The organism is Gelatiniphilus marinus, assembly GCF_042684345.1.
GTDB lineage: Bacteria > Bacteroidota > Bacteroidia > Flavobacteriales > Flavobacteriaceae > Gelatiniphilus > Gelatiniphilus marinus.
In genome coordinates this window covers 1,131,426-1,149,352 of the sequence record NZ_JBHULK010000001.1, presented here as the reverse complement: position 1 = coordinate 1,149,352, position 17,927 = coordinate 1,131,426, and the positions used below count along the sequence as shown (strand labels likewise).

16 protein-coding genes and 1 tRNA gene are annotated in these 17,927 nt (G+C 34.5%); 5 read left to right on the top strand and 12 right to left on the bottom strand.

The genetic code is table 11. The features are described 5' to 3' along the window. Positions 1 to 125: 125 nt before the first annotated feature. The 4 genes from ACFSQS_RS04840 to nhaC form a co-directional block, all read right to left on the bottom strand. Positions 126 to 383, bottom strand: a complete 258-nt coding sequence (locus tag ACFSQS_RS04840; RefSeq protein ID WP_388014934.1) for a DUF6952 family protein — start codon at positions 381 to 383, stop codon at positions 126 to 128. Between the two features lie 47 nt (positions 384 to 430). Continuing rightward, on the bottom strand, positions 431 to 739 hold the full coding sequence (locus tag ACFSQS_RS04835; RefSeq protein ID WP_388014931.1) for a thioredoxin family protein: 309 nt from the start codon (positions 737 to 739) through the stop codon (positions 431 to 433). Positions 740 to 831: 92 nt separating this feature from the next. Then, positions 832 to 1,476, bottom strand: a complete 645-nt coding sequence (locus ACFSQS_RS04830) for a peroxiredoxin (protein ID WP_388014928.1) — start codon at positions 1,474 to 1,476, stop codon at positions 832 to 834. Positions 1,477 to 1,609: 133 nt separating this feature from the next. Continuing rightward, the gene (gene nhaC / locus ACFSQS_RS04825) at positions 1,610 to 3,106 is read right to left on the bottom strand and encodes a Na+/H+ antiporter NhaC (RefSeq protein ID WP_388014925.1); all 1,497 of its coding nucleotides are present in this window, start codon (positions 3,104 to 3,106) and stop codon (positions 1,610 to 1,612) included. A gap of 488 nt (positions 3,107 to 3,594) precedes the next feature. Between nhaC and ACFSQS_RS04820 the strand changes: the two genes are divergently transcribed. Further along, positions 3,595 to 3,668: transfer RNA gene (locus tag ACFSQS_RS04820), tRNA-His, on the top strand. A 604-nt stretch (positions 3,669 to 4,272) separates the two neighbouring features. Here ACFSQS_RS04820 and ACFSQS_RS04815 read toward each other — a convergent pair. From ACFSQS_RS04815 to ACFSQS_RS04805, 3 genes are all read right to left on the bottom strand, one after another. After that, positions 4,273 to 5,286, bottom strand: coding sequence for a M28 family metallopeptidase (locus tag ACFSQS_RS04815; protein ID WP_388014922.1), 1,014 nt, complete (start codon positions 5,284 to 5,286; stop codon positions 4,273 to 4,275). A 304-nt stretch (positions 5,287 to 5,590) separates the two neighbouring features. Beyond that, on the bottom strand, positions 5,591 to 5,944 hold the full coding sequence (locus ACFSQS_RS04810; RefSeq protein ID WP_388014919.1) for an FUSC family protein: 354 nt from the start codon (positions 5,942 to 5,944) through the stop codon (positions 5,591 to 5,593). A 4-nt stretch (positions 5,945 to 5,948) separates the two neighbouring features. After that, on the bottom strand, positions 5,949 to 6,716 hold the full coding sequence (locus ACFSQS_RS04805; protein WP_388014916.1) for a DUF3108 domain-containing protein: 768 nt from the start codon (positions 6,714 to 6,716) through the stop codon (positions 5,949 to 5,951). 265 nt (positions 6,717 to 6,981) lie between these two features. Between ACFSQS_RS04805 and ACFSQS_RS04800 the strand changes: the two genes are divergently transcribed. Beyond that, positions 6,982 to 7,821 (top strand): universal stress protein, encoded by an 840-nt coding sequence (locus ACFSQS_RS04800; protein ID WP_388014913.1) that lies wholly within the window; start codon positions 6,982 to 6,984, stop codon positions 7,819 to 7,821. A gap of 153 nt (positions 7,822 to 7,974) precedes the next feature. Then, positions 7,975 to 8,316 (top strand): DUF4870 domain-containing protein, encoded by a 342-nt coding sequence (locus ACFSQS_RS04795; protein WP_388014910.1) that lies wholly within the window; start codon positions 7,975 to 7,977, stop codon positions 8,314 to 8,316. A 164-nt stretch (positions 8,317 to 8,480) separates the two neighbouring features. Here ACFSQS_RS04795 and ACFSQS_RS04790 read toward each other — a convergent pair whose 3' ends face one another. From ACFSQS_RS04790 to ACFSQS_RS04770, 5 genes are all read right to left on the bottom strand, one after another. Then, positions 8,481 to 9,923: a pyridoxal phosphate-dependent decarboxylase family protein gene (locus tag ACFSQS_RS04790; protein ID WP_388014907.1), complete on the bottom strand. Its 1,443-nt coding sequence runs from the start codon at positions 9,921 to 9,923 to the stop codon at positions 8,481 to 8,483. A gap of 654 nt (positions 9,924 to 10,577) precedes the next feature. Then, positions 10,578 to 11,696, bottom strand: a complete 1,119-nt coding sequence (gene dnaN / locus ACFSQS_RS04785; protein ID WP_388014904.1) for a DNA polymerase III subunit beta — start codon at positions 11,694 to 11,696, stop codon at positions 10,578 to 10,580. 87 nt (positions 11,697 to 11,783) lie between these two features. After that, on the bottom strand, positions 11,784 to 14,168 hold the full coding sequence (gldG, locus tag ACFSQS_RS04780; protein WP_388014901.1) for a gliding motility-associated ABC transporter substrate-binding protein GldG: 2,385 nt from the start codon (positions 14,166 to 14,168) through the stop codon (positions 11,784 to 11,786). Between the two features lie 137 nt (positions 14,169 to 14,305). Further along, positions 14,306 to 14,602 (bottom strand): putative quinol monooxygenase, encoded by a 297-nt coding sequence (locus ACFSQS_RS04775; protein WP_388014898.1) that lies wholly within the window; start codon positions 14,600 to 14,602, stop codon positions 14,306 to 14,308. Between the two features lie 41 nt (positions 14,603 to 14,643). Continuing rightward, on the bottom strand, positions 14,644 to 15,492 hold the full coding sequence (locus ACFSQS_RS04770; RefSeq protein ID WP_388014895.1) for an SAM hydrolase/SAM-dependent halogenase family protein: 849 nt from the start codon (positions 15,490 to 15,492) through the stop codon (positions 14,644 to 14,646). A 190-nt stretch (positions 15,493 to 15,682) separates the two neighbouring features. Here ACFSQS_RS04770 and ACFSQS_RS04765 point away from each other — a divergent pair, with 190 nt between their 5' ends. Then, on the top strand, positions 15,683 to 16,636 hold the full coding sequence (locus ACFSQS_RS04765) for a PhoH family protein (protein WP_388014892.1): 954 nt from the start codon (positions 15,683 to 15,685) through the stop codon (positions 16,634 to 16,636). 332 nt (positions 16,637 to 16,968) lie between these two features. Then, a complete protein-coding gene (locus ACFSQS_RS04760; protein ID WP_388014889.1) occupies positions 16,969 to 17,925 on the top strand; it encodes a phosphoribosylaminoimidazolesuccinocarboxamide synthase in 957 nt (318 codons plus the stop codon). Positions 17,926 to 17,927: the final 2 nt, after the last annotated feature.

Genomic DNA, 17,927 nt, shown 5'->3' with positions numbered 1-17,927 from the left:
TTTTATTAAATCGATTTAAAGTTTTTAGTTATGCATTTAAACAGATTTTAGTTTGGCACAAAATAAAAAAACCACTCTGCTTTAGCAAAGTGGTTTTGTAAACTGCAATTTTTCTTTTTCAATTTTTATTTGTCTATAGACCCCATTACGCGGCCCATAAAACTATTTAATGCTTCTTTTTTCGGGGTGCCGGTTTTTGTTATTTTGTTAACCTCTATGGCACCATACATGTTGGAAATAAGTTCGCCAATAACATCGAGTTCTTCATCTTTTAAAGATGGCACTTCGGTTAAGGCTTCTAAGGTTTCAATGGTTTCAATAACGAAATCCTCGTCGTTGTCCTCAATAAACTGCGTTAGGTGTTTAATAACTGGTAGCTTCATTAATAATTTATTTTTAATTTCCGCGAAAGCGAAAATCTTATTTGTTTTTAAATAACTTCTTCTACAAGTTGCTTTAAAACCTCAAATTTGTTGGTTTGTACTTGGTTTACAAAGTTTCCGTTTTTAAAGGTTGCAAATGTTGGTAAATTATCAACAGTTGCTAATTTTCTGCTTTCTGTGAACTTTTCCGCATCTGCGATAACAAAAGTAACACCTTCAATCTCTGAGGCTAGTTTTTTTACTTTTGGTTTCATAATGCGGCAGTTACCACACCAAGTAGCTGAATATTGTACAACCACAGTTTGGTTTTCTTTTACAATGGTTTCTAAATTGTCTTGTTCTAATTCTTTTACCATGATTTAATTTTTTGTTTAGAGCGGCTATAATAAACCATCTTAATAAAAATGTATTAAGATGGTTTAATTAGGCTTGTAATTGATTTTATTTTTTAGTTTGCATGTGCAGCTAAATACTCTGCTGTAGCTTTAGAGTTGGCGCCCATGGCTTCTTTACCTTCTTCCCAGTTTGCGGGACAAACCTCGCCTTTTTCTTGTACGTGCGTTAAGGCATCTACCAAACGAATGTACTCGCCAACATTTCTGCCAATAGGCATGTTGTTGATGCTTTCGTGTTGCACAATGCCATCTTCGTCAATAATGTATGTAGCTCTGTAAGTTACGTTATCGCCCTCAACTTGAACGGTTCCTGTTTCTTCGTCGTAAGTTTCGTTGGTAATGTCTAAAATACCTAATATGCTAGAAAGGTTTCTGTTGCTGTCTGCAAGAATTGGGTAGGTTACGCCTTCAATTCCACCATTGTCTTTTGCGGTGTTTAACCATGCAAAATGAACTTCTGGAGTATCGCAAGATGCACCTATTACTAGGGTGTTTCTTTTTTCGAATTCGCCTAATGCCGCTTGAAACGCATGTAATTCTGTTGGGCATACAAAAGTAAAATCTTTTGGATACCAAAACAGCACCACCTTTTTCTTGTTGTTTACTGCTTCTTCTAATACGTTTACTTTAAAAGTGTCGCCCATTTCGTTCATGGCGTCAACGTTTAAATTCGGGAATTTTTTTCCTACAAATGACATGTGAATTTTATTTTAATTGTTAATGATTTCTTTGGTGCAAATATAGAATTCCAATACATTATTAAGCAGAAATAAAATTCAATTTTCTTATTTATTAATAGATATTACTTATAGTTAAAAATAGTTTTGATAACTATGTTTTATTAGATTTTAGTTGTTTGATTTTTATTGAAAAAGCAGCAAAAAGTAAGGTGATAAAAGGGCTTAATATGCTAAAAAACGCATACGGGATATAAGCAGTGGCACCGGCATATCCAAATAGAACTTTAGAGTGGTAGGCGCCACAGGTATTCCAAGGAATTAATACGGAGGTTACCGTACCAGAATCTTCAAGTGTTCTGCTTAAGTTTTCTGGTGCTAAACCTTTGTCTTCATAAGCTTTTTTAAACATTTTTCCGGGTACAACCAAGGCGAGGTATTGGTCTGATGCCGTTAAGTTTAGCGCCAAACAACTGGCTACGGTACTGGCAAATAGCCCAAATGTTGAATGGGCCATTTTTAAGAGCGATTTTGTAATTCTTGATAATGCTCCAATGGCATCCATAACACCGCCAAAAACCATAGCGCATATTATAAGCCAAATGGTGCCCATCATGCCTTTCATGCCTCCGGCTGTAAATAAATCGTTAAGTTCTGCGCTACTTGTAGTTACGGCAGTATCTACCGTTAAGGCGTCCATAACGCCTTTGTAAGCAGATTGCAGGTTTAAGGTTTTTGCACCTGCAATGTTAATTACAATTTCGGGTTGGGTTATTATGGCCGCTGCGCCACCTAAAAGAGCACCTAACAAAAGGGCGATAAGCGGTGGTTTTTTTTTAACTATTAAAAAAATTACAAATGCAGGAACAATAAATAACCAAGGGCTAATATTAAATGCGGCATCAATGGCATCTAATTTATCTTGAATAAGTGGTGCGCCGGTGGTGTCTAGATTAAAACCGATTATTATAAATATTAATAGTGTAATTACTATGGTTGGAACTGTAGTTAGGGTCATGTATTTTATGTGCGAAAACAATTCGCTTCCAGCCATGGCGGCCGCTAGATTTGTAGTATCGCTTAACGGCGACATTTTGTCTCCAAAATAAGCACCCGATAGCACCGCCCCAGCTGTCATTCCAACAGATATGCCTAAGGTTTCGCCTATACCTATTAGTGCAATGCCTACTGTAGCCGATGTGGTCCAAGAGCTTCCGGTAGCAATAGATATTATGGAACAAATAACAACACTAGCTGCCAAAAAAATAGTGGGGTTAAGTATTTGTAAACCGTAATAAATCATGGTTGGTATAATACCGCTAATTAACCAGGTTCCGGCCAACGCGCCTACCATGAGCAAAATTAAAATAGCTCCGGTAGTGGATTTTACGTTTTCAGCAACTTCGGTAATCATTCTTTTATGAGGTACTTTGTTTCTGTAACCAACAATTGCAGCCACGGCGGCTCCTAATAAAAGGACAAATTGATTACTGCCGCTTAGGGCATCATCTCCATAAATATATATATTAAAGGCAAGCATGCCAACTAGTGCAAATACAGGTATTAGAGCCTCCCAAATGTTTAATTCGGTATGGTCTATAATGGTTTGGTCTTCTATTTTAATTTCCGAAATATTTTTTTTGTCTTGCATTTACTTTTTTTTTTGCCTCGTAATGTTACGACTTTAAAGGGATGTATGCAAATAGTATAAAAAAAATGGGGTTTAAGTGTATTTATGCCAGTGCTTAAGCATAAAATTATCTTTTAAAAAATAATTGTTAAAACAAACAGGATTAAAATTATTCTAGCAGGTATAGATTAGCGCAATGCGAAAAAGTGTTTAAATGGTATTTTAAGCATTTGCTTTAGCTTAATAAAAAAGTAGGTATTAATTGCTGTTAAAATCTTAAATTGTTGATTGTTAGGTGTTCTGTTGCCTTCATGTTTTGTAGTTTGATTTATTGCTGCTTTTATTTTTATAAAAGTGCATAAAATATTTATAAAAGACTTTGTAGAAAAAGGGAAATCAATTACATTTGCACACGCATTACAAAATGCAAGTAACAGGTTCACTTTAGTAAATTGGTTAAAGTACTCCTTTTATAAAATACTTTTAAAGTTTTATAATAAAAACACATGGTGGTTGTAGCTCAGTTGGTTAGAGCATTGGTTTGTGGTACCAAGGGTCGTGGGTTCGAATCCCATCATCCACCCAAAAGTAAAAGCCTTTCAAGACATTGAAAGGCTTTTTTTGTTGAATTAAATTTACTCTTTTAACGTGAATTTGTTATTTGTCTCTATAATACATTCATAATAATGTTTTACCGGCTTTTTTTTCAAAATTCTTCTTGAAAGAAAGAAAATCCCAAAACCAAAACCTTTTGAATATGAGCAATTTAATGTCTTTTTTCTTTATGTTGTTTTATATATTTCGTCAAATTTAAATATATAAATAAGAATAACTATAACTATAACATGGCAATTGCATAAGTGTAAACATAGCTATAGAACAAAGAGTTCCGTTACCTCCGAGTCTGTTTTTAGCTATTTGATAAAGTTTAATATTTAAGTTTACATTTATATTATCCTCAACAATTGTGAATAATTCAGATGATTTCAGAATTTCAACTTCCTTTTCCAATCTTGGATTAGTTATATACGCTTTTAACTGCTCATTTGTATTTTCTAATTTTAGAAATTCTTTAGGTTGGATTCTAGAAGAATAGTAAGAGTTTAAAAGTATAATTGAAAGAGCTAAGAGTATAAAAGTTCTTTTTTTTCAAAATTGTTGAACAATAAGATTTTAACATTTAATAATTAAGTAGATTTTAAATCTACCTTAACCCGCTCATCTCGATTAGCCAATTCCCAAGCCGTATAAAATATGAGTTTTGTGCGTGTTTCTAGAAATTCGTAGTTTATTTTATCTGGCGTGTCCGATGGCCTGTGGTAGTCGTCGTGTGTGCCATTAAAATAAAAAATAACGGGTACATTGTTTTTTGCAAAGTTATAGTGATCCGATCGGTAATAAAAGCGGTTTGGGTCGTTAATATCGTTGTATGAATAATCTAAATCCAGATTTACATATTTTTTGTTAGCAGCTTCAGATACCTCGTGCAGTTCTTTGCTCAATCTGTCCGAACCAATTAGATACAAGTAATTATCGCCGTTTTCGTGTTTTTCATCTACGCGACCAATCATATCTAAATTTAAGTTAGCTACGGTATTTTCTAAAGGAAAAACAGGATCTACATCGGTGTAATACCGCGAACCGAACAACCCAATTTCTTCACCTGTTACATGTAAAAAAAGTACAGAGCGTTTTGGTCCGTTACCGTCTTTTTCGGCTGTTTTAAAAGCTTCAGCAATTTCTAAAATGGCAACGGTGCCAGACCCATCATCATCTGCTCCGTTGTTTATTTCGCCATTTGATGATATGCCAATATGATCTAAATGCGCCGAAATTACAATAACTTCGTCTGGTTTTTCAGATCCTTTTATGTAAGCCAAAACGTTTTCTGATGCTTTGGCTTTACCATTAAAATAGGCTTCAGGGATTTCTTGATAATAATCGCCCTCTGCAATTGGCGATGGTATTTTATTGTCTTGATAGTGTTTTTTAATAAACTCGACCGCTTTTTTTTGCCCGGGCTCTCCGGTATTTCTACCTTCAAACTCATCGGAGGCATAGGTATAAAGCATATCTTTTAATTCGTTTACGGTAATGGTTTTTGCATAATCTGTAACATCTTTTTTAGCGTTTTTGTTATGCGAACTGCTACAAGAAACCATTAAAATGCTTATATAAATAAGGAAACCTAATTTTCTCATGGTATTTAAGTGTTTGTTTTATGTTACTATATTACAAAAAAGCCGATAAATATAAAGTTAAATAATATTGATTTTTTTAGATTTCTCTATTGTTTTAGCAGTCTAAGTTAAAATGCTAGTTTTTTACGTTTTAAAAGCTTTAATATAGCTATTTGCTAAATCTATAAGATTATAGGGATTAAAAATGTAGCTTTAATTGTTTCTATTTACATTAGTGCTCTACTAATTATGTTACAATTGATATTTTTTTAAGGGTAGAAAAATAAAATAAAACATAAAAAGGCCAATTTATAAACGGACAATCTTATAGGCCTGTATCTTCAAGTTCAATCTCATCAATATCTAGCTCGTTTAATTCTTCAATGGCTTCTTCTTCAGACTGTGCTTCTTTTATTTCCAGAGCCTTGGTATTGCTAATCTTGGAAGTGTTAAACAATGATTTGTAACCGCTAATGGCCAATGCAATTAGGGTTAACAAAAACGTGAATTGGATAATTTTTTTTACTTCGCCCCTTTTTCTTGATAGGTAAAACGCCACCAATCCGGAAATTAGTGCGATGGTGCATGGTATTATTGCTAGGTTCGATAGAGGAAGAACCGAAATTATAATGGCCAACACCGAAGCTATTATAGCTAGAATTGTAAATGTTTTTTTCATTTTTTTAATGCATTAAACCAGTGGCAGATTTTATTTTTAACTCGCCGTTGCCTACTGGGATTTTAAATTTTCCGTAAACGGGAATTTTGTTTTCATCGGCTGTAAGCCATAAAAGATTGCTGTTTTTTCCTTTTAAAACTTGGGTTTGGCTGGATCCAATAGCTATTTTGTAGCATGTTTTTTTTCCAATGGCAGTTGTTAGGGTTTCTTTTCCTAAATAGGTAATTTGGCCAGTAAACTCTTTACGGTCAAAAATGATGGTTAGCGTTTTACTGGAGCCAACGGGCATGTTTTTAAAATCGAATAAGCGTATTTTATATAGCGATGTTACAATATCTTTGGTTTCAGGGTTTATGCTAAAAGTTTTGTTCTCCTCGTAATTGTTTTTCTTTTTTAATTGCGATTTTACAGTTTTGGTTTTGTGGCTAAATACATATTTCATGTATTTGTAGTAGTTGCCCTCGTTAATATCGCGCTTGTACAGATATGGCAAAAGGTTTTTTGGGTTTACATAACTTTCGTACAAATCCCTAATCTTAAAAAAATGGTCCCATTTGCTATAGGTTGCCGCGGTAAATTTTAATCGCAATAATGTTGCATTTGTTGTTTTTACGCTACTGGTTTCCATGTTAACCTCGGCAATATCGGTTAAAATACCAGACATGTTATAGGCTGCGCTAAACGTAAGTTTTTCTCCAGCTGCAATGCTATTGTTTTGGGCGTTTAAGCTTAGTGCTAAAAAACCAAAAACAGTAAAAAAACGGTAAATCATATAAAAAATAATTAAGGCTTATTGTATTTATAAGGCCTGTATTTGGTGGAAAAATACAATCCTTTACAATATTATGCTAATTTTTTTTTGCTTTACGGCGAAGTTGGCTTTGTAACTGATAATTGTCATAGTTTAATCTTTGTTGCTGTAATATATTTACAAAGTAATGCAGTTCTATGTTTTATTAATTAAACCAGTGCATTAAGTGTATTTTAGGCCAAATGCCAAATGGTTTGTTACATCTTAGCAAATAAAAAATTAACAAATGAAAACCATCCTATTGCCAACAGATTTTTCTAAAAACTCAATAAACGCCATTAATTATGCCGTAGCTTTATTTAAAGATGTTGAGTGTCGTTTTTACTTGTTAAACGTTCAAAAAGCATCGTCTTTTATATCGGATGATATGATGGTGGTATCGGCATCTGCGACCATTTACAAAACTTTAATTGATGCTGCCAAAAAATCTATTTCCAATATTATTTCAGAGATAGAAAAAAAGCACTCTAATAAAAAGCATCGGTTTTACTCTGTGGTAGATTACGATAATTTTATTGATGCCATTAAGCAAGTGTGCAAAAAAAACAAAGCCGATTTGGTGGTTATGGGTACAAAAGGTGCAACGGGTTTAGAAAAAATAATTTTTGGTAGCAATACCGTTAGGGTTATACAGCGCTGCAATTTGCCCGTACTTGCCGTACCAGATGGTTGCAAGTTTAAAAGTATTGACAAGATAGCTTTTGCAACCTTGAACTCTAAGCTGTTTAAATCCAGCGAATTTAAACCGTTAAAGGATATAATAACCCTAGCGAACTCTAAATTAGATGTGCTTCATCTGGCAGACCAAAACCATTTGGCCAATAATGCTTTGGATAATATGGAGTTTTTCAATGCCAATTTTAACTCTGCCAAGCATGAGTTTATAGATACTAATACTAAAGATATGTTTAAAACCGTGCATAATTACATAGCAGAAAAAGGCGTTGATGTACTGGCCATGATGAACAAGCGGCACTCTTTTTTAACCCGCTTATTTAAACGGCACGAGGTAGAAACATTTGCCTTTAATATAGATATTCCGTTTTTTGTTATTCAAAGTAAATAAGGCTGTTAATTATATCACCCTAATGTGGCCGTTTCTATTAGCTCTTTGGGCAAAACAAAAATTTCCTTTTTAAAAATAACCTACAATAAAAGGTGTAACATTATTTGGTTTTCAGCGTCAAATACATATCAATCGAAAAAAAAAGCAAATATCATGAAGAGACAAGATAATCAACTTATAGTTATTACGCATTTAAGCCAGCTTATAACGCTTGTTTTGGGTTTTGGCAGTTTATTGTTGCCACTCGTGCTTTGGCTTACCCAAAAAGAAAAAGTATATAAAATGGATGTACATGGCAAAAGCATTATAAACTTCCAGTTAAGCTTAATTATATATGCCATTATATGTGTGCCGTTAATATTGTTGTTTGGTTTGGGTATTTTAGGCTTAATGGTTTTGGGTATTATATCGGTAGTGTTTCCAATAGTAAACGCCATAAAAGCAAATAAGGGCGAAACCCCAAGTTACCCATTAACCTTCAATTTTATTAGTTAAGCATTACAAGCAAAAATGATAGCAAAAGTTATCGATTTTCAGTTCTGGCCTTTAGAGTTTTTATAAATTCTTTCTCCGCTATGGAAATAATTAAAAAAATTAGTCCATTAAAGTCAATTGCATCTAAATATTAAAAATGAAAAAAAGTGGGGCGAAATTATATTTTATTTGGAGCGTTCTTCGTTAATTATTTTTTTGATAATATCTAGCAAAAGATCTATCTGTTCGAGGTGGGTTCTAAATTGCACAACGGCTATTCGTATCCAAAATACATCGTTTATGTTGGTTGACGATAGAAAAATACGACCATCATTTTGGATGGCTTCAATTAATTTTCGGTTAAATTCGTTAGCATTTCCAGCTTTAGGAACATACCTAAATATAGCTACTGATAATTCTGGTTCAGGCCCAACTTCAAAACCTTCAATTTTTTTTATTTCATTGTAAAAATACTTTGTTAGATACAGTTTTTCTTCTAAAGCGGCTCTAAAAGGTTTTAAACCAAATAGTTTTAATGGCAACCATACTCTTAGGCCTCTAAAGTGTTTGGTTTGTTCTACGGATATGTCTGCAGGCGAAATCTCATCTTCTTTACCAACTACGTCTTGCATATAGTCGGCTAAACAATGGTAGGCCTTTAGTAAATGCGTTTTGTTTTTTATAAGTATGGCACCTGTTCCGTAAGGCAAAAACAGGGTTTTGTGCGGGTCTAATGTGATGGAATCTGCCTGTTCTATTCCTTTAAGTTTTGGGTGTAATTGTTCTACTAATTTAAAGAAACCGCCATAAGCTGCATCAACATGAAACCACACCTTATGTTTTTTGGCAATAGCAGCAATGGGTTCTAAAGGGTCGATGGTTCCTGTATTGGTTGTTCCAAATGAGGCATTTATATAAAAGGGGATGAGACCATTGTTTTTATCTTCAATAATCGCTGTTTCTAAATGCGTTGGAGACAGTTTTAAATTATTGTCTAAGGGTATATATCGTAACTGTGCTTCAGAGAGTCCGGCAATGCGAATAGCTTTCAATATAGAGTGATGTGCTTGCTCAGTAAGGTAAATAACAGCACGCTCAAAATCTCGAGCTTTAAGGGTATGCACTTCTCTAGCTGTTACCAGTGCCATGAGATTGGCAATAGAACCGCCTGAGGTTAAATTACCAATAGCATCTTGTGGATAATCCATTAAACGACACATCCATCTAATAAGCATGTTTTCTAAGCGAACCGCTCCTGGTGCTGCATAATATACCCCAGCATAACGATTACTAACGGCTGCAATAAAATCTCCTAGAGCCGACGGATAAAGGCCACCACCGGGAATGTAGCCCATGTGTCCGCCCGAAGCAGGATTTATGCCTACGCCATCGATGTTCTTTTTTGTGCTTTCTAACAATGGCGCTAAATTTATGGCTTCTTCTTCTATATCTAGATTCGATATGGCTTTACCGTTTTCTTCAGACTTCACATAAGCTTTCGAGGCGTTTATGTTATTTATAAAGCTATTAGAATACTCTAAAACTTCAGCATTCCATATTTCTCTTTGGCTCGCTTTGGGGTCGAGCTGTCGAGCCAATTTTTCTAAAGACTTTATTTTGTTAATCATAAATTTAAAATGCTTTAACTATTATTGTTTTTCTTGCTTACGCAAAACTTTAAATATAGGTATTTATCTTGATATTGAACCCATCTGATACGTTTTCTGGAAGCAGAGATAGTATATTGTTTATAGAAGTTTTAATAAGACTTAAGCCCTTTATTTTAGAGTGTTTTTTATCCTTTTAATCTTATACCAATTTAACCTCAAAATGTCGCTATAAATAGTTTCTTTTTTTTTCCATCTTTAAAAAATAAAACCGTAGCTATGGCTATGCTGATATTTTTTGCCTTGTTAAAACAAAAAATAATTCGATTTATCATCACGACATTTTAAAATTAAATTGGTATTAACAGTTTTTTTAAGTTTATTCGGTTGTATTTATACAACACCGAATTAGCTTCTTAGCACATTTATATGAACGTTTTGATTTTGTTATGTAGAAACAAAAACAGATTGAGACATCTCAAACCTCATGTAATTGCATTATTGCATATTATGCGATTTCTCCTGTCGTCGAAATGACACACGTTGTTGTGTAATTTAAAACCGTAGTGTGAATCTATAATTTTTTCTGTGCCTCTGCACATCAAAAAAAAAACAGCCATCTCATTAAAGATCGCTGTTTTTTATATTATGAGATTCCCACCTTCGCGAGAATGCTTAGCTATTGAGCATCACTGGCATAACAAGCATGGTAATATGTTCGCCTTCATCTAAACCATCAATTGGGGTTAAAATTCCAGCTCTGTTGGGCATGCTCATTTCTAGTTGTACTTCGTCCGAATTCAAGTTATTCAACATTTCGGTTAAAAAGCGCGAGTTAAAACCTATTTGCATATCATCACCTTGGTAATCGCAGGTTAAACGCTCTTCGGCTTTATTGCTGTAATCTACATCTTCGGCCGAAATATTAAGTTCTGCACCAGCAATTTTTAAACGAATTTGGTGCGTGGTTTTATTTGAGAAAATAGAAACACGACGTACAGAATTTAAAAATTGTGTGCGGTCTATAGTTAGTTTATTAGGGTTTTCTTTAGGGATTACCGCTTCGTAATTCGGGTATTTGCCATCGATTAATCGGCAAATCAATTCTGAGTTATCAAAAGTGAATTTGGCATTGCTTTCGTTGTATTCAATAGTAACATCGTCTTCACTTGCTGCTAAAATTCCTTTTAAAAGATTTAGAGGTTTTTTAGGCATAATAAACTCAGCTACTTGATTGGCTTTAATGTCTTCTCGAGTGTATTTAACAAGTTTATGCGCATCGGTCGCTACAAAGGTTAAACCTTCGGTTGAAAACTGAAAAAAAACACCACTCATTACGGGGCGTAAATCGTCGTTTCCGGCAGCAAAAATAGTTTTGCTAATCGCTGTAGCCAATACATCGCCGGTAACTACGGTTTTACTTGGGTCTTCTAAAGCCACAGCTTTTGGGAATTCGTTTCCATCGGCGTAAGCCAAAGCATATTTACCGTGATTTGAGCTAATTTCGATAGTATTGTTTTCTTCTACAACAAAAGTTAACGGCTGCTCGGGAAATGTTTTTAAAGTATCGAGTAACAAACGCGCAGGAATTGCAACGCTACCTTCGCTATCGCTTTCAACATCTAGGGTAGAAGCCATAGTGGTTTCTAAATCGCTGGCAGAAACAGTGAGTTTAGAATGGTCTAATTCAAACAAAAAATTATCTAAAATGGGTAGGGTATTCGAGCTGTTAATTACACCACCTAAAACTTGTAGTTGCTTTAACAAATAGGTACTTGATACTATAAATTTCATGTATTTATAATGTGTTTTAATTTTGAGTATATGCTACTTACAAATATATTCTATACCATTTAATATAAGAAACAAACTTATTAACATTTAAGCGGCATATTTTTTCTTTCTAAAGAAGTTGAACATGAAACCAAAAAGCGCCAACAAACCTAGTGGTAACGCTATATTAATGAGCTGCCATTTGGTTTTTTGATTGTTTATTTTTTGCTGATTTAAAAACGCCACAGCAATTTCTTTAGACCGAATGTTTATAAGTCCGTTATCGTCTAGCAAATAATTAACGGCATTTAGTAAAAATTCTTTGTTGCCATAGGTTTGTCCGGTCCATCTATCGAACCCTAATTCTTGTGGTGTATTTTTAATCACATCGTTTTTAATAACATCGCCATCGGCAACAACAATCATTTTGGTTGGTAAGCTTTTGTTTTTTTCTTCTAAAAGTTTAAACGGTTTAATACGGTTATTGTAAACGCTTGTAAATTCGCCTTCTAATAAAACGGCTAAAGGTTGATTGCCTTTATTGAATAATTCAGGATTTTGTTCCTGTGTTACAATATCTAAACTAATTTCTCGTGGCGTACCCTCTAATTTTGTTAGCGGTGCACTTTCTAAAAGAATGGTTTTGTTAATGTTGTTTTTTAAGGTGTCTATTTGATTGGCAAAATCGAACTTTACCAAATTCAAATTATTAACAATAGGGTGCTTGCTATGGGTTGAAGCCAAAGGCGAATACGGCCAGCGTAAATTTTGAAATTGCGAGTCGCTACCTTCGCCAATAGCTAAGGTAATAGGAGCGGAGTAGAGCGTGCTTACAATTACAGGATTGATGCGAACACCGTATTTAAAAAAGAAGTCGTTTAAGTTTAAATCTCTTTTAATCGCTATATTCGAGCCTGTAGCGTTGTATAAACTGTCCTTTTCCATGGCCACATTATCGATTAACCATAGGCTTTTTCCGCCATTCATGGTAAACTGATCTAAAACCAGTTTTTCGTTTTCTGTAAAAGTTTCGGTGGGTTTTGCCGAAATAATTAAATCGAATTTATTTAAGTCGTTAAGTGTTTTTTGAGGATTGCTTGCAACACTATCTAAAGTAAACGGTGCAATAAAATAATACTCGTTTATTTTTTTAATAAAGTCTGCAATGTATTTATCTTCTAACTGTTTGTTGCCTTTTAGTACGGCAATTTTTTTCTGCTTTGGCGTGGTTAATTTGCTAAAGCCATCGGCAAAAGCATATTCTAAATGTTGCACCGAATTGGTTACCAAATCTTGCTGCGATGCGCCAATTTTATTTTTTACTAAAGGGATGGTAATGGTAACATCGTTATAACTAGCCAATGCCCACGGAAAAATAATGGCTTGCGACGAGCTGCCGCTTTCCTGTACGCTTAATTGCATGGGTGTTAACCCGCGTTGTGTAAGTTGTTGTATGTTGCGTTGGCGAGTTGCTTCGTCTTCTAAAGGATTTATAAAGTTGAAATTAATGTTGTTGTTTTTAGCCGAAAACTCTTCAAGTAATTGCTTGGTTTCTCTTTGAAGGCGTTTAATTTCTGATGGAAAATTATTGCCTTTTAAAAACACATCAACAATTATAGGTGAGTCCACATCATTAATAATTTGTTTTGAAGCTTCGCTTAACGTGTAGCGCTTATCTTTGGTTAAATCGAATCGTTTGTGAATAGAAGCAGATAAAATATTTATAGCTAATAACCCAATTGGTAAAGCTAAAAGTGGAAGCCATTCTTTTTTAGAAAATGCCTTTGTTTTTATACCTCTAGTGGTTAGTGCAATAAAGAAAATAGTTACACTTAAAAAATATAAAATGTTGCGCGTATCAAGCACACCGCGACTCATGCTATTAAAATGATAGCTCATACCTAATTGCTCGATAAATAGGCTTGATGTTATGTCTGAAACGCCTTCAAAACCAATATAAAACAAGAAACATAAAAAGACAGCACTTATAAATGCCACAATTTGGTTATCTGAAAAGGTGGAGCAGAATACACCAATAGCCGTGTACGATGCTATTAAAAATAAGAGCCCAAAGTAAGAGCCAAGGGTGCTGCCAACATCTAAATTCCCTGCAGGATTCCCTAATTTATAAACCGTGTAAACGTAGAGTAAAGTTGGTAAAAGCGCGATTAAAATTAAAACAAATGCCCCGAAATACTTACCTAAAACAATGTTGGTGTGCGATATGGGTTTGGTTAATAAAAGCTCTAAAGTGCCTTGTTTTTTTTCATCTGAAAAACTGCGCATGGTTACAGCAGGAATTAAGAAAATTAATATCCAAGGTGCTAATAAAAAGAATACTGATAAGTCGGCAAAACCATAATCTAAAATATTAAAATCGCCCTTAAATACCCATAAAAACAGACCATTGAGTAACAGGAAAATGGCAATTACCAAATAACCAATTGGCGATGCAAAAAACGAGTTTATTTCTTTTTTTAAAATTGCTAACATTTATTTTTGTTTTGTACGTCATTACGAGGAACGCAGTGACGTGGTAATCTTTTTATATTTAAGAGATTGCTATACTTCGACTTCGCTCAGTAAAGCTTTAAATTTATTAATTTGTCTCGCAATGACGTTTTATGTTTTTACTGCAAACTTTCCAATTTATCAACACTCCAAGCCTCTGGTTTTGCATTAAAAAGTGGCTTGGTTTTACTCCAAACGCTTTTAAATAAATCAGATTTTCTGTATGTTTCTAAATCTGTTTCAGTGTCCCAATAACTATAAGTAAAAAAAATATTTGTATCGTTTTTGTCTCTATATAATTCTAAATAGTTACAGCCTTTAAACGCTCTAATTTTATGCTTATTGGCATTAAAGTTTTTAAGAAAAACATCAATTTCGCTTACATTAAAACTCATTTTTACAATTCTTACAAACATTTGTTTTAGTTAAAAGTTAAAAAGTGATAAGTTGAATTTCTCTATTCTCTATTCTTTATTCTAAAAAAATTAACACTCACAGCATCCATAATGCCCAATCCCATTAAAGACGATGCGCTACCAACGGTAGTGGTATTGCTTTTGTAAACTGCAATTTCTAAAAAGCCACCCGAATTAAAAACCACCAAGCCCTTGCCTTCGTCGTGCCTTTTTTCTTCGGGAATTTCAAAATTTACAACATCGCTGTATTTATGGCGTATTTTTTTAAATTTATAGTTGCGTGCCGAAATCTCAAAATCTCGTCCTTTTTGTATGGTTTCAAAAAAATCGCGTTTAATATTGGTAACCACATTTCCGTAATTATCAATATAAATAACACTACCAATAATTTGGGTTTTATCGTCATTAACAAACGGTACAATATTCTTAATAGGCTTTATGTTGTTAATTGTTTTTCCAATAACATCAAGTGTGCCACCGCGAGCTATGTGGCAGGCCACTTTTACAAATACATCTAAAACAGGAAAGCTGGTTTGTATCCTGTCGTGAATGTTTATCTCAACGATTTTTTCGGGTGCAATTTCAGAGCAAATCATACTCATAATACCATTGTTGGCACATATAAAATAATGGTCGTCCAACTTTAGTGCAATATGTTTGTTTTCAACATTCAACTCAGAATCTATACCAATAATATGTATAGAGCCTTTAGGGAAGCAGTTGTATGCATTTTGAATAATATAAGCCGCCTCGGGAATGCTAAATGGCGATACAGAATGAGAGATGTCAACAATTTTAACATCGGGCAACTCGCTATAAATCGCGCCTTTTGTTGCACCCGCAAAATAATCTTTTTCTCCAAAATCTGTAGTTAAGGTAATTATCGCCATTGGCAAAATTGTTGATATGTTTTTAATGTTTGATCGCTCAAATTTATGTATTTTTGAGCTTAATGAATGTGTTTTACAAACCTACATAAATTTTCGTTTTCGTTTTTATAATTTAAATGAAAATTAAGTAGATTTATCAAGACTTTTTCAATTAGAAAAAAGAGATTCAAAAAAAACTAAAATTACACCTTTGAACGACATTGCAATCGAACTTAAAGACATAACTCCAAAAGAATTTTTTGGAGCACAAAACACCAATATAGAACTCCTAAAAAAACACTTCCCCAAGTTAAAAATCGTTGCCAGGGGCAATACCATAAAAGCCTACGGCGACGATCAATTACTAGAAGAGTTCAACCTAAGGATTTCTATGCTCTTAAAGCATTTTGCCAAATACAACAAGCTAGACGAAAACGTTATCGAGCGTGTTTTAACCAGCCAAAGCAGTGCAGATTATACCACATCTAAGCAAAGTGGCGAAGTTATAGTGCACGGTGTTGGCGGCAAACTTATAAAAGCCCAAACCGCAAACCAGCGCAAACTTGTAGAAAGCATGCAAAAAAACGATATGGTTTTTGCCATTGGTCCAGCCGGAACAGGTAAAACCTACACCGGTGTTGCATTGGCGGTACAAGCCCTAAAAAACAAAGAAGTTAAACGTATTATTTTAACAAGACCTGCGGTTGAAGCTGGCGAGAATTTAGGCTTTTTACCAGGCGATTTAAAAGAAAAACTAGACCCGTACATGCAACCACTTTACGATGCGTTACGAGATATGATAGCCCCAGAAAAATTAGCACATTACATAGAAAACGGCACAGTACAAATTGCACCATTAGCCTTTATGCGCGGTCGCACCTTAGACAATGCCTTTGTAATTTTAGACGAAGGGCAAAACACAACACACGCCCAAATGAAAATGTTTTTAACCCGTATGGGAAAAAACGCAAAGTTTTTATTAACAGGCGATCCCGGGCAAATAGATTTACCGCGCCGAACCATTTCGGGCTTAAAAGAAGCCTTATTGATTTTGAAAAATGTAGAAGGCGTTGGCATGATATTTTTAGACGATAAAGACGTAATTCGCCATAAACTCGTTAAAAAAGTAATCGCAGCCTATAAAAGTATTGAGAATATAGACTAGTTAGTTTGCAGTCTCAGTTTTCAGTAAAACAAAAATAATTTGAAGCTATTTCCCGCTTAGAGTTTATCTTGAGCGAAGTCGAAAGGCTTATCATTTGCTTTTAATGGCAAAAAAGGATGCCGCATCAATCGGGGCTAAGCATAAAGATTAAGGTCATTGCGAATCACACTTTTTTTGTGTGATGTGGCAATCTGTTAAAGAGGAAAAGATTACCACGTGGCAAAAAGCTCCTCGTAATGACGCATAAACAATAATAGAAATTAAATTGTCATTCCTGCGAAGGCAGGAATCCACAGCAAAAAATAAATAGAAATAAAAACATTCGTGAATTCGTGGCAAAATCAAACAACACCCTAACAGACACCAATTTCAATTTTCCAAACCAAAAAAGCGTTTACAAAGGAAAAGTAAGAGAGGTTTATAATATAAACAACGAGCAATTAGTAATGATTGCAACAGATAGACTATCTGCATTCGACGTGGTGATGCCAAAAGGCATACCATATAAAGGGCAAATACTAAACCAAATTGCCACAAAAATGATGGCAGCAACCCAAGATATAGTGCCCAATTGGTTATTGGCAACACCAGATCCAAACGTTGCCGTTGGCCATTTATGCGAGCCTTTTAAAGTAGAAATGGTCATTCGTGGGTACATGTCCGGACATGCCGCACGCGAATATAAAGCAGGTAAACGCATGCTTTGTGGCGTACCCATGCCAGATGGGATGAAAGAAAACGATAAATTCCAAAAACCCATAATAACTCCGGCAACCAAGGCCGAAATGGGCGAGCACGACGAAGATATTTCTCGTGAAGATATTTTGAAACGCGGCATCGTATCAGAAGAAGATTATAAGGTTTTAGAAGATTACACACGTAAACTATTTAAAAGAGGAACCGAAATTGCAGCATCTAGAGGTTTGATTTTAGTCGATACCAAATACGAATTCGGAAAAACAAAAGATGGACAAATAGTATTGATTGACGAAATACACACCCCAGATTCGTCGCGGTATTTTTATGCCGATGGCTATCAAGAGCGTCAAGATAATGGCGAAACCCAAAAACAACTCTCCAAAGAGTTTGTGCGCCAATGGTTAATAGCCAATAATTTTCAAGGTTTAGAAGGTCAAACCGTGCCTTTTATGAGTGATGACTATATTGAAAGCGTAAGTGAACGCTACATTGAACTTTATGAAAATATTACAGGCGAAACTTTTGAAAAAGCTGATGTATCGAACATTCAAGGGCGTATTGAAGCAAATGTTTTGGGGTATTTAAAGTAAAT

What these genes read in the sequence shown, in the direction of transcription:
- ACFSQS_RS04840 (WP_388014934.1), bottom strand. Translation starts at nt 383, where the DNA reads ATGAAGCTACCAGTTATTAAACACCTAACGCAGTTTATTGAGGACAAC.
- ACFSQS_RS04835 (WP_388014931.1), bottom strand. Translation starts at nt 739, where the DNA reads ATGGTAAAAGAATTAGAACAAGACAATTTAGAAACCATTGTAAAAGAA.
- ACFSQS_RS04830 (WP_388014928.1), bottom strand. Translation starts at nt 1,476, where the DNA reads ATGTCATTTGTAGGAAAAAAATTCCCGAATTTAAACGTTGACGCCATG.
- nhaC (WP_388014925.1), bottom strand. Translation starts at nt 3,106, where the DNA reads ATGCAAGACAAAAAAAATATTTCGGAAATTAAAATAGAAGACCAAACC.
- ACFSQS_RS04815 (WP_388014922.1), bottom strand. Translation starts at nt 5,286, where the DNA reads ATGAGAAAATTAGGTTTCCTTATTTATATAAGCATTTTAATGGTTTCT.
- ACFSQS_RS04810 (WP_388014919.1), bottom strand. Translation starts at nt 5,944, where the DNA reads ATGAAAAAAACATTTACAATTCTAGCTATAATAGCTTCGGTGTTGGCC.
- ACFSQS_RS04805 (WP_388014916.1), bottom strand. Translation starts at nt 6,716, where the DNA reads ATGATTTACCGTTTTTTTACTGTTTTTGGTTTTTTAGCACTAAGCTTA.
- ACFSQS_RS04800 (WP_388014913.1), top strand. Translation starts at nt 6,982, where the DNA reads ATGAAAACCATCCTATTGCCAACAGATTTTTCTAAAAACTCAATAAAC.
- ACFSQS_RS04795 (WP_388014910.1), top strand. Translation starts at nt 7,975, where the DNA reads ATGAAGAGACAAGATAATCAACTTATAGTTATTACGCATTTAAGCCAG.
- ACFSQS_RS04790 (WP_388014907.1), bottom strand. Translation starts at nt 9,923, where the DNA reads ATGATTAACAAAATAAAGTCTTTAGAAAAATTGGCTCGACAGCTCGAC.
- dnaN (WP_388014904.1), bottom strand. Translation starts at nt 11,696, where the DNA reads ATGAAATTTATAGTATCAAGTACCTATTTGTTAAAGCAACTACAAGTT.
- gldG (WP_388014901.1), bottom strand. Translation starts at nt 14,168, where the DNA reads ATGTTAGCAATTTTAAAAAAAGAAATAAACTCGTTTTTTGCATCGCCA.
- ACFSQS_RS04775 (WP_388014898.1), bottom strand. Translation starts at nt 14,602, where the DNA reads ATGTTTGTAAGAATTGTAAAAATGAGTTTTAATGTAAGCGAAATTGAT.
- ACFSQS_RS04770 (WP_388014895.1), bottom strand. Translation starts at nt 15,492, where the DNA reads ATGGCGATAATTACCTTAACTACAGATTTTGGAGAAAAAGATTATTTT.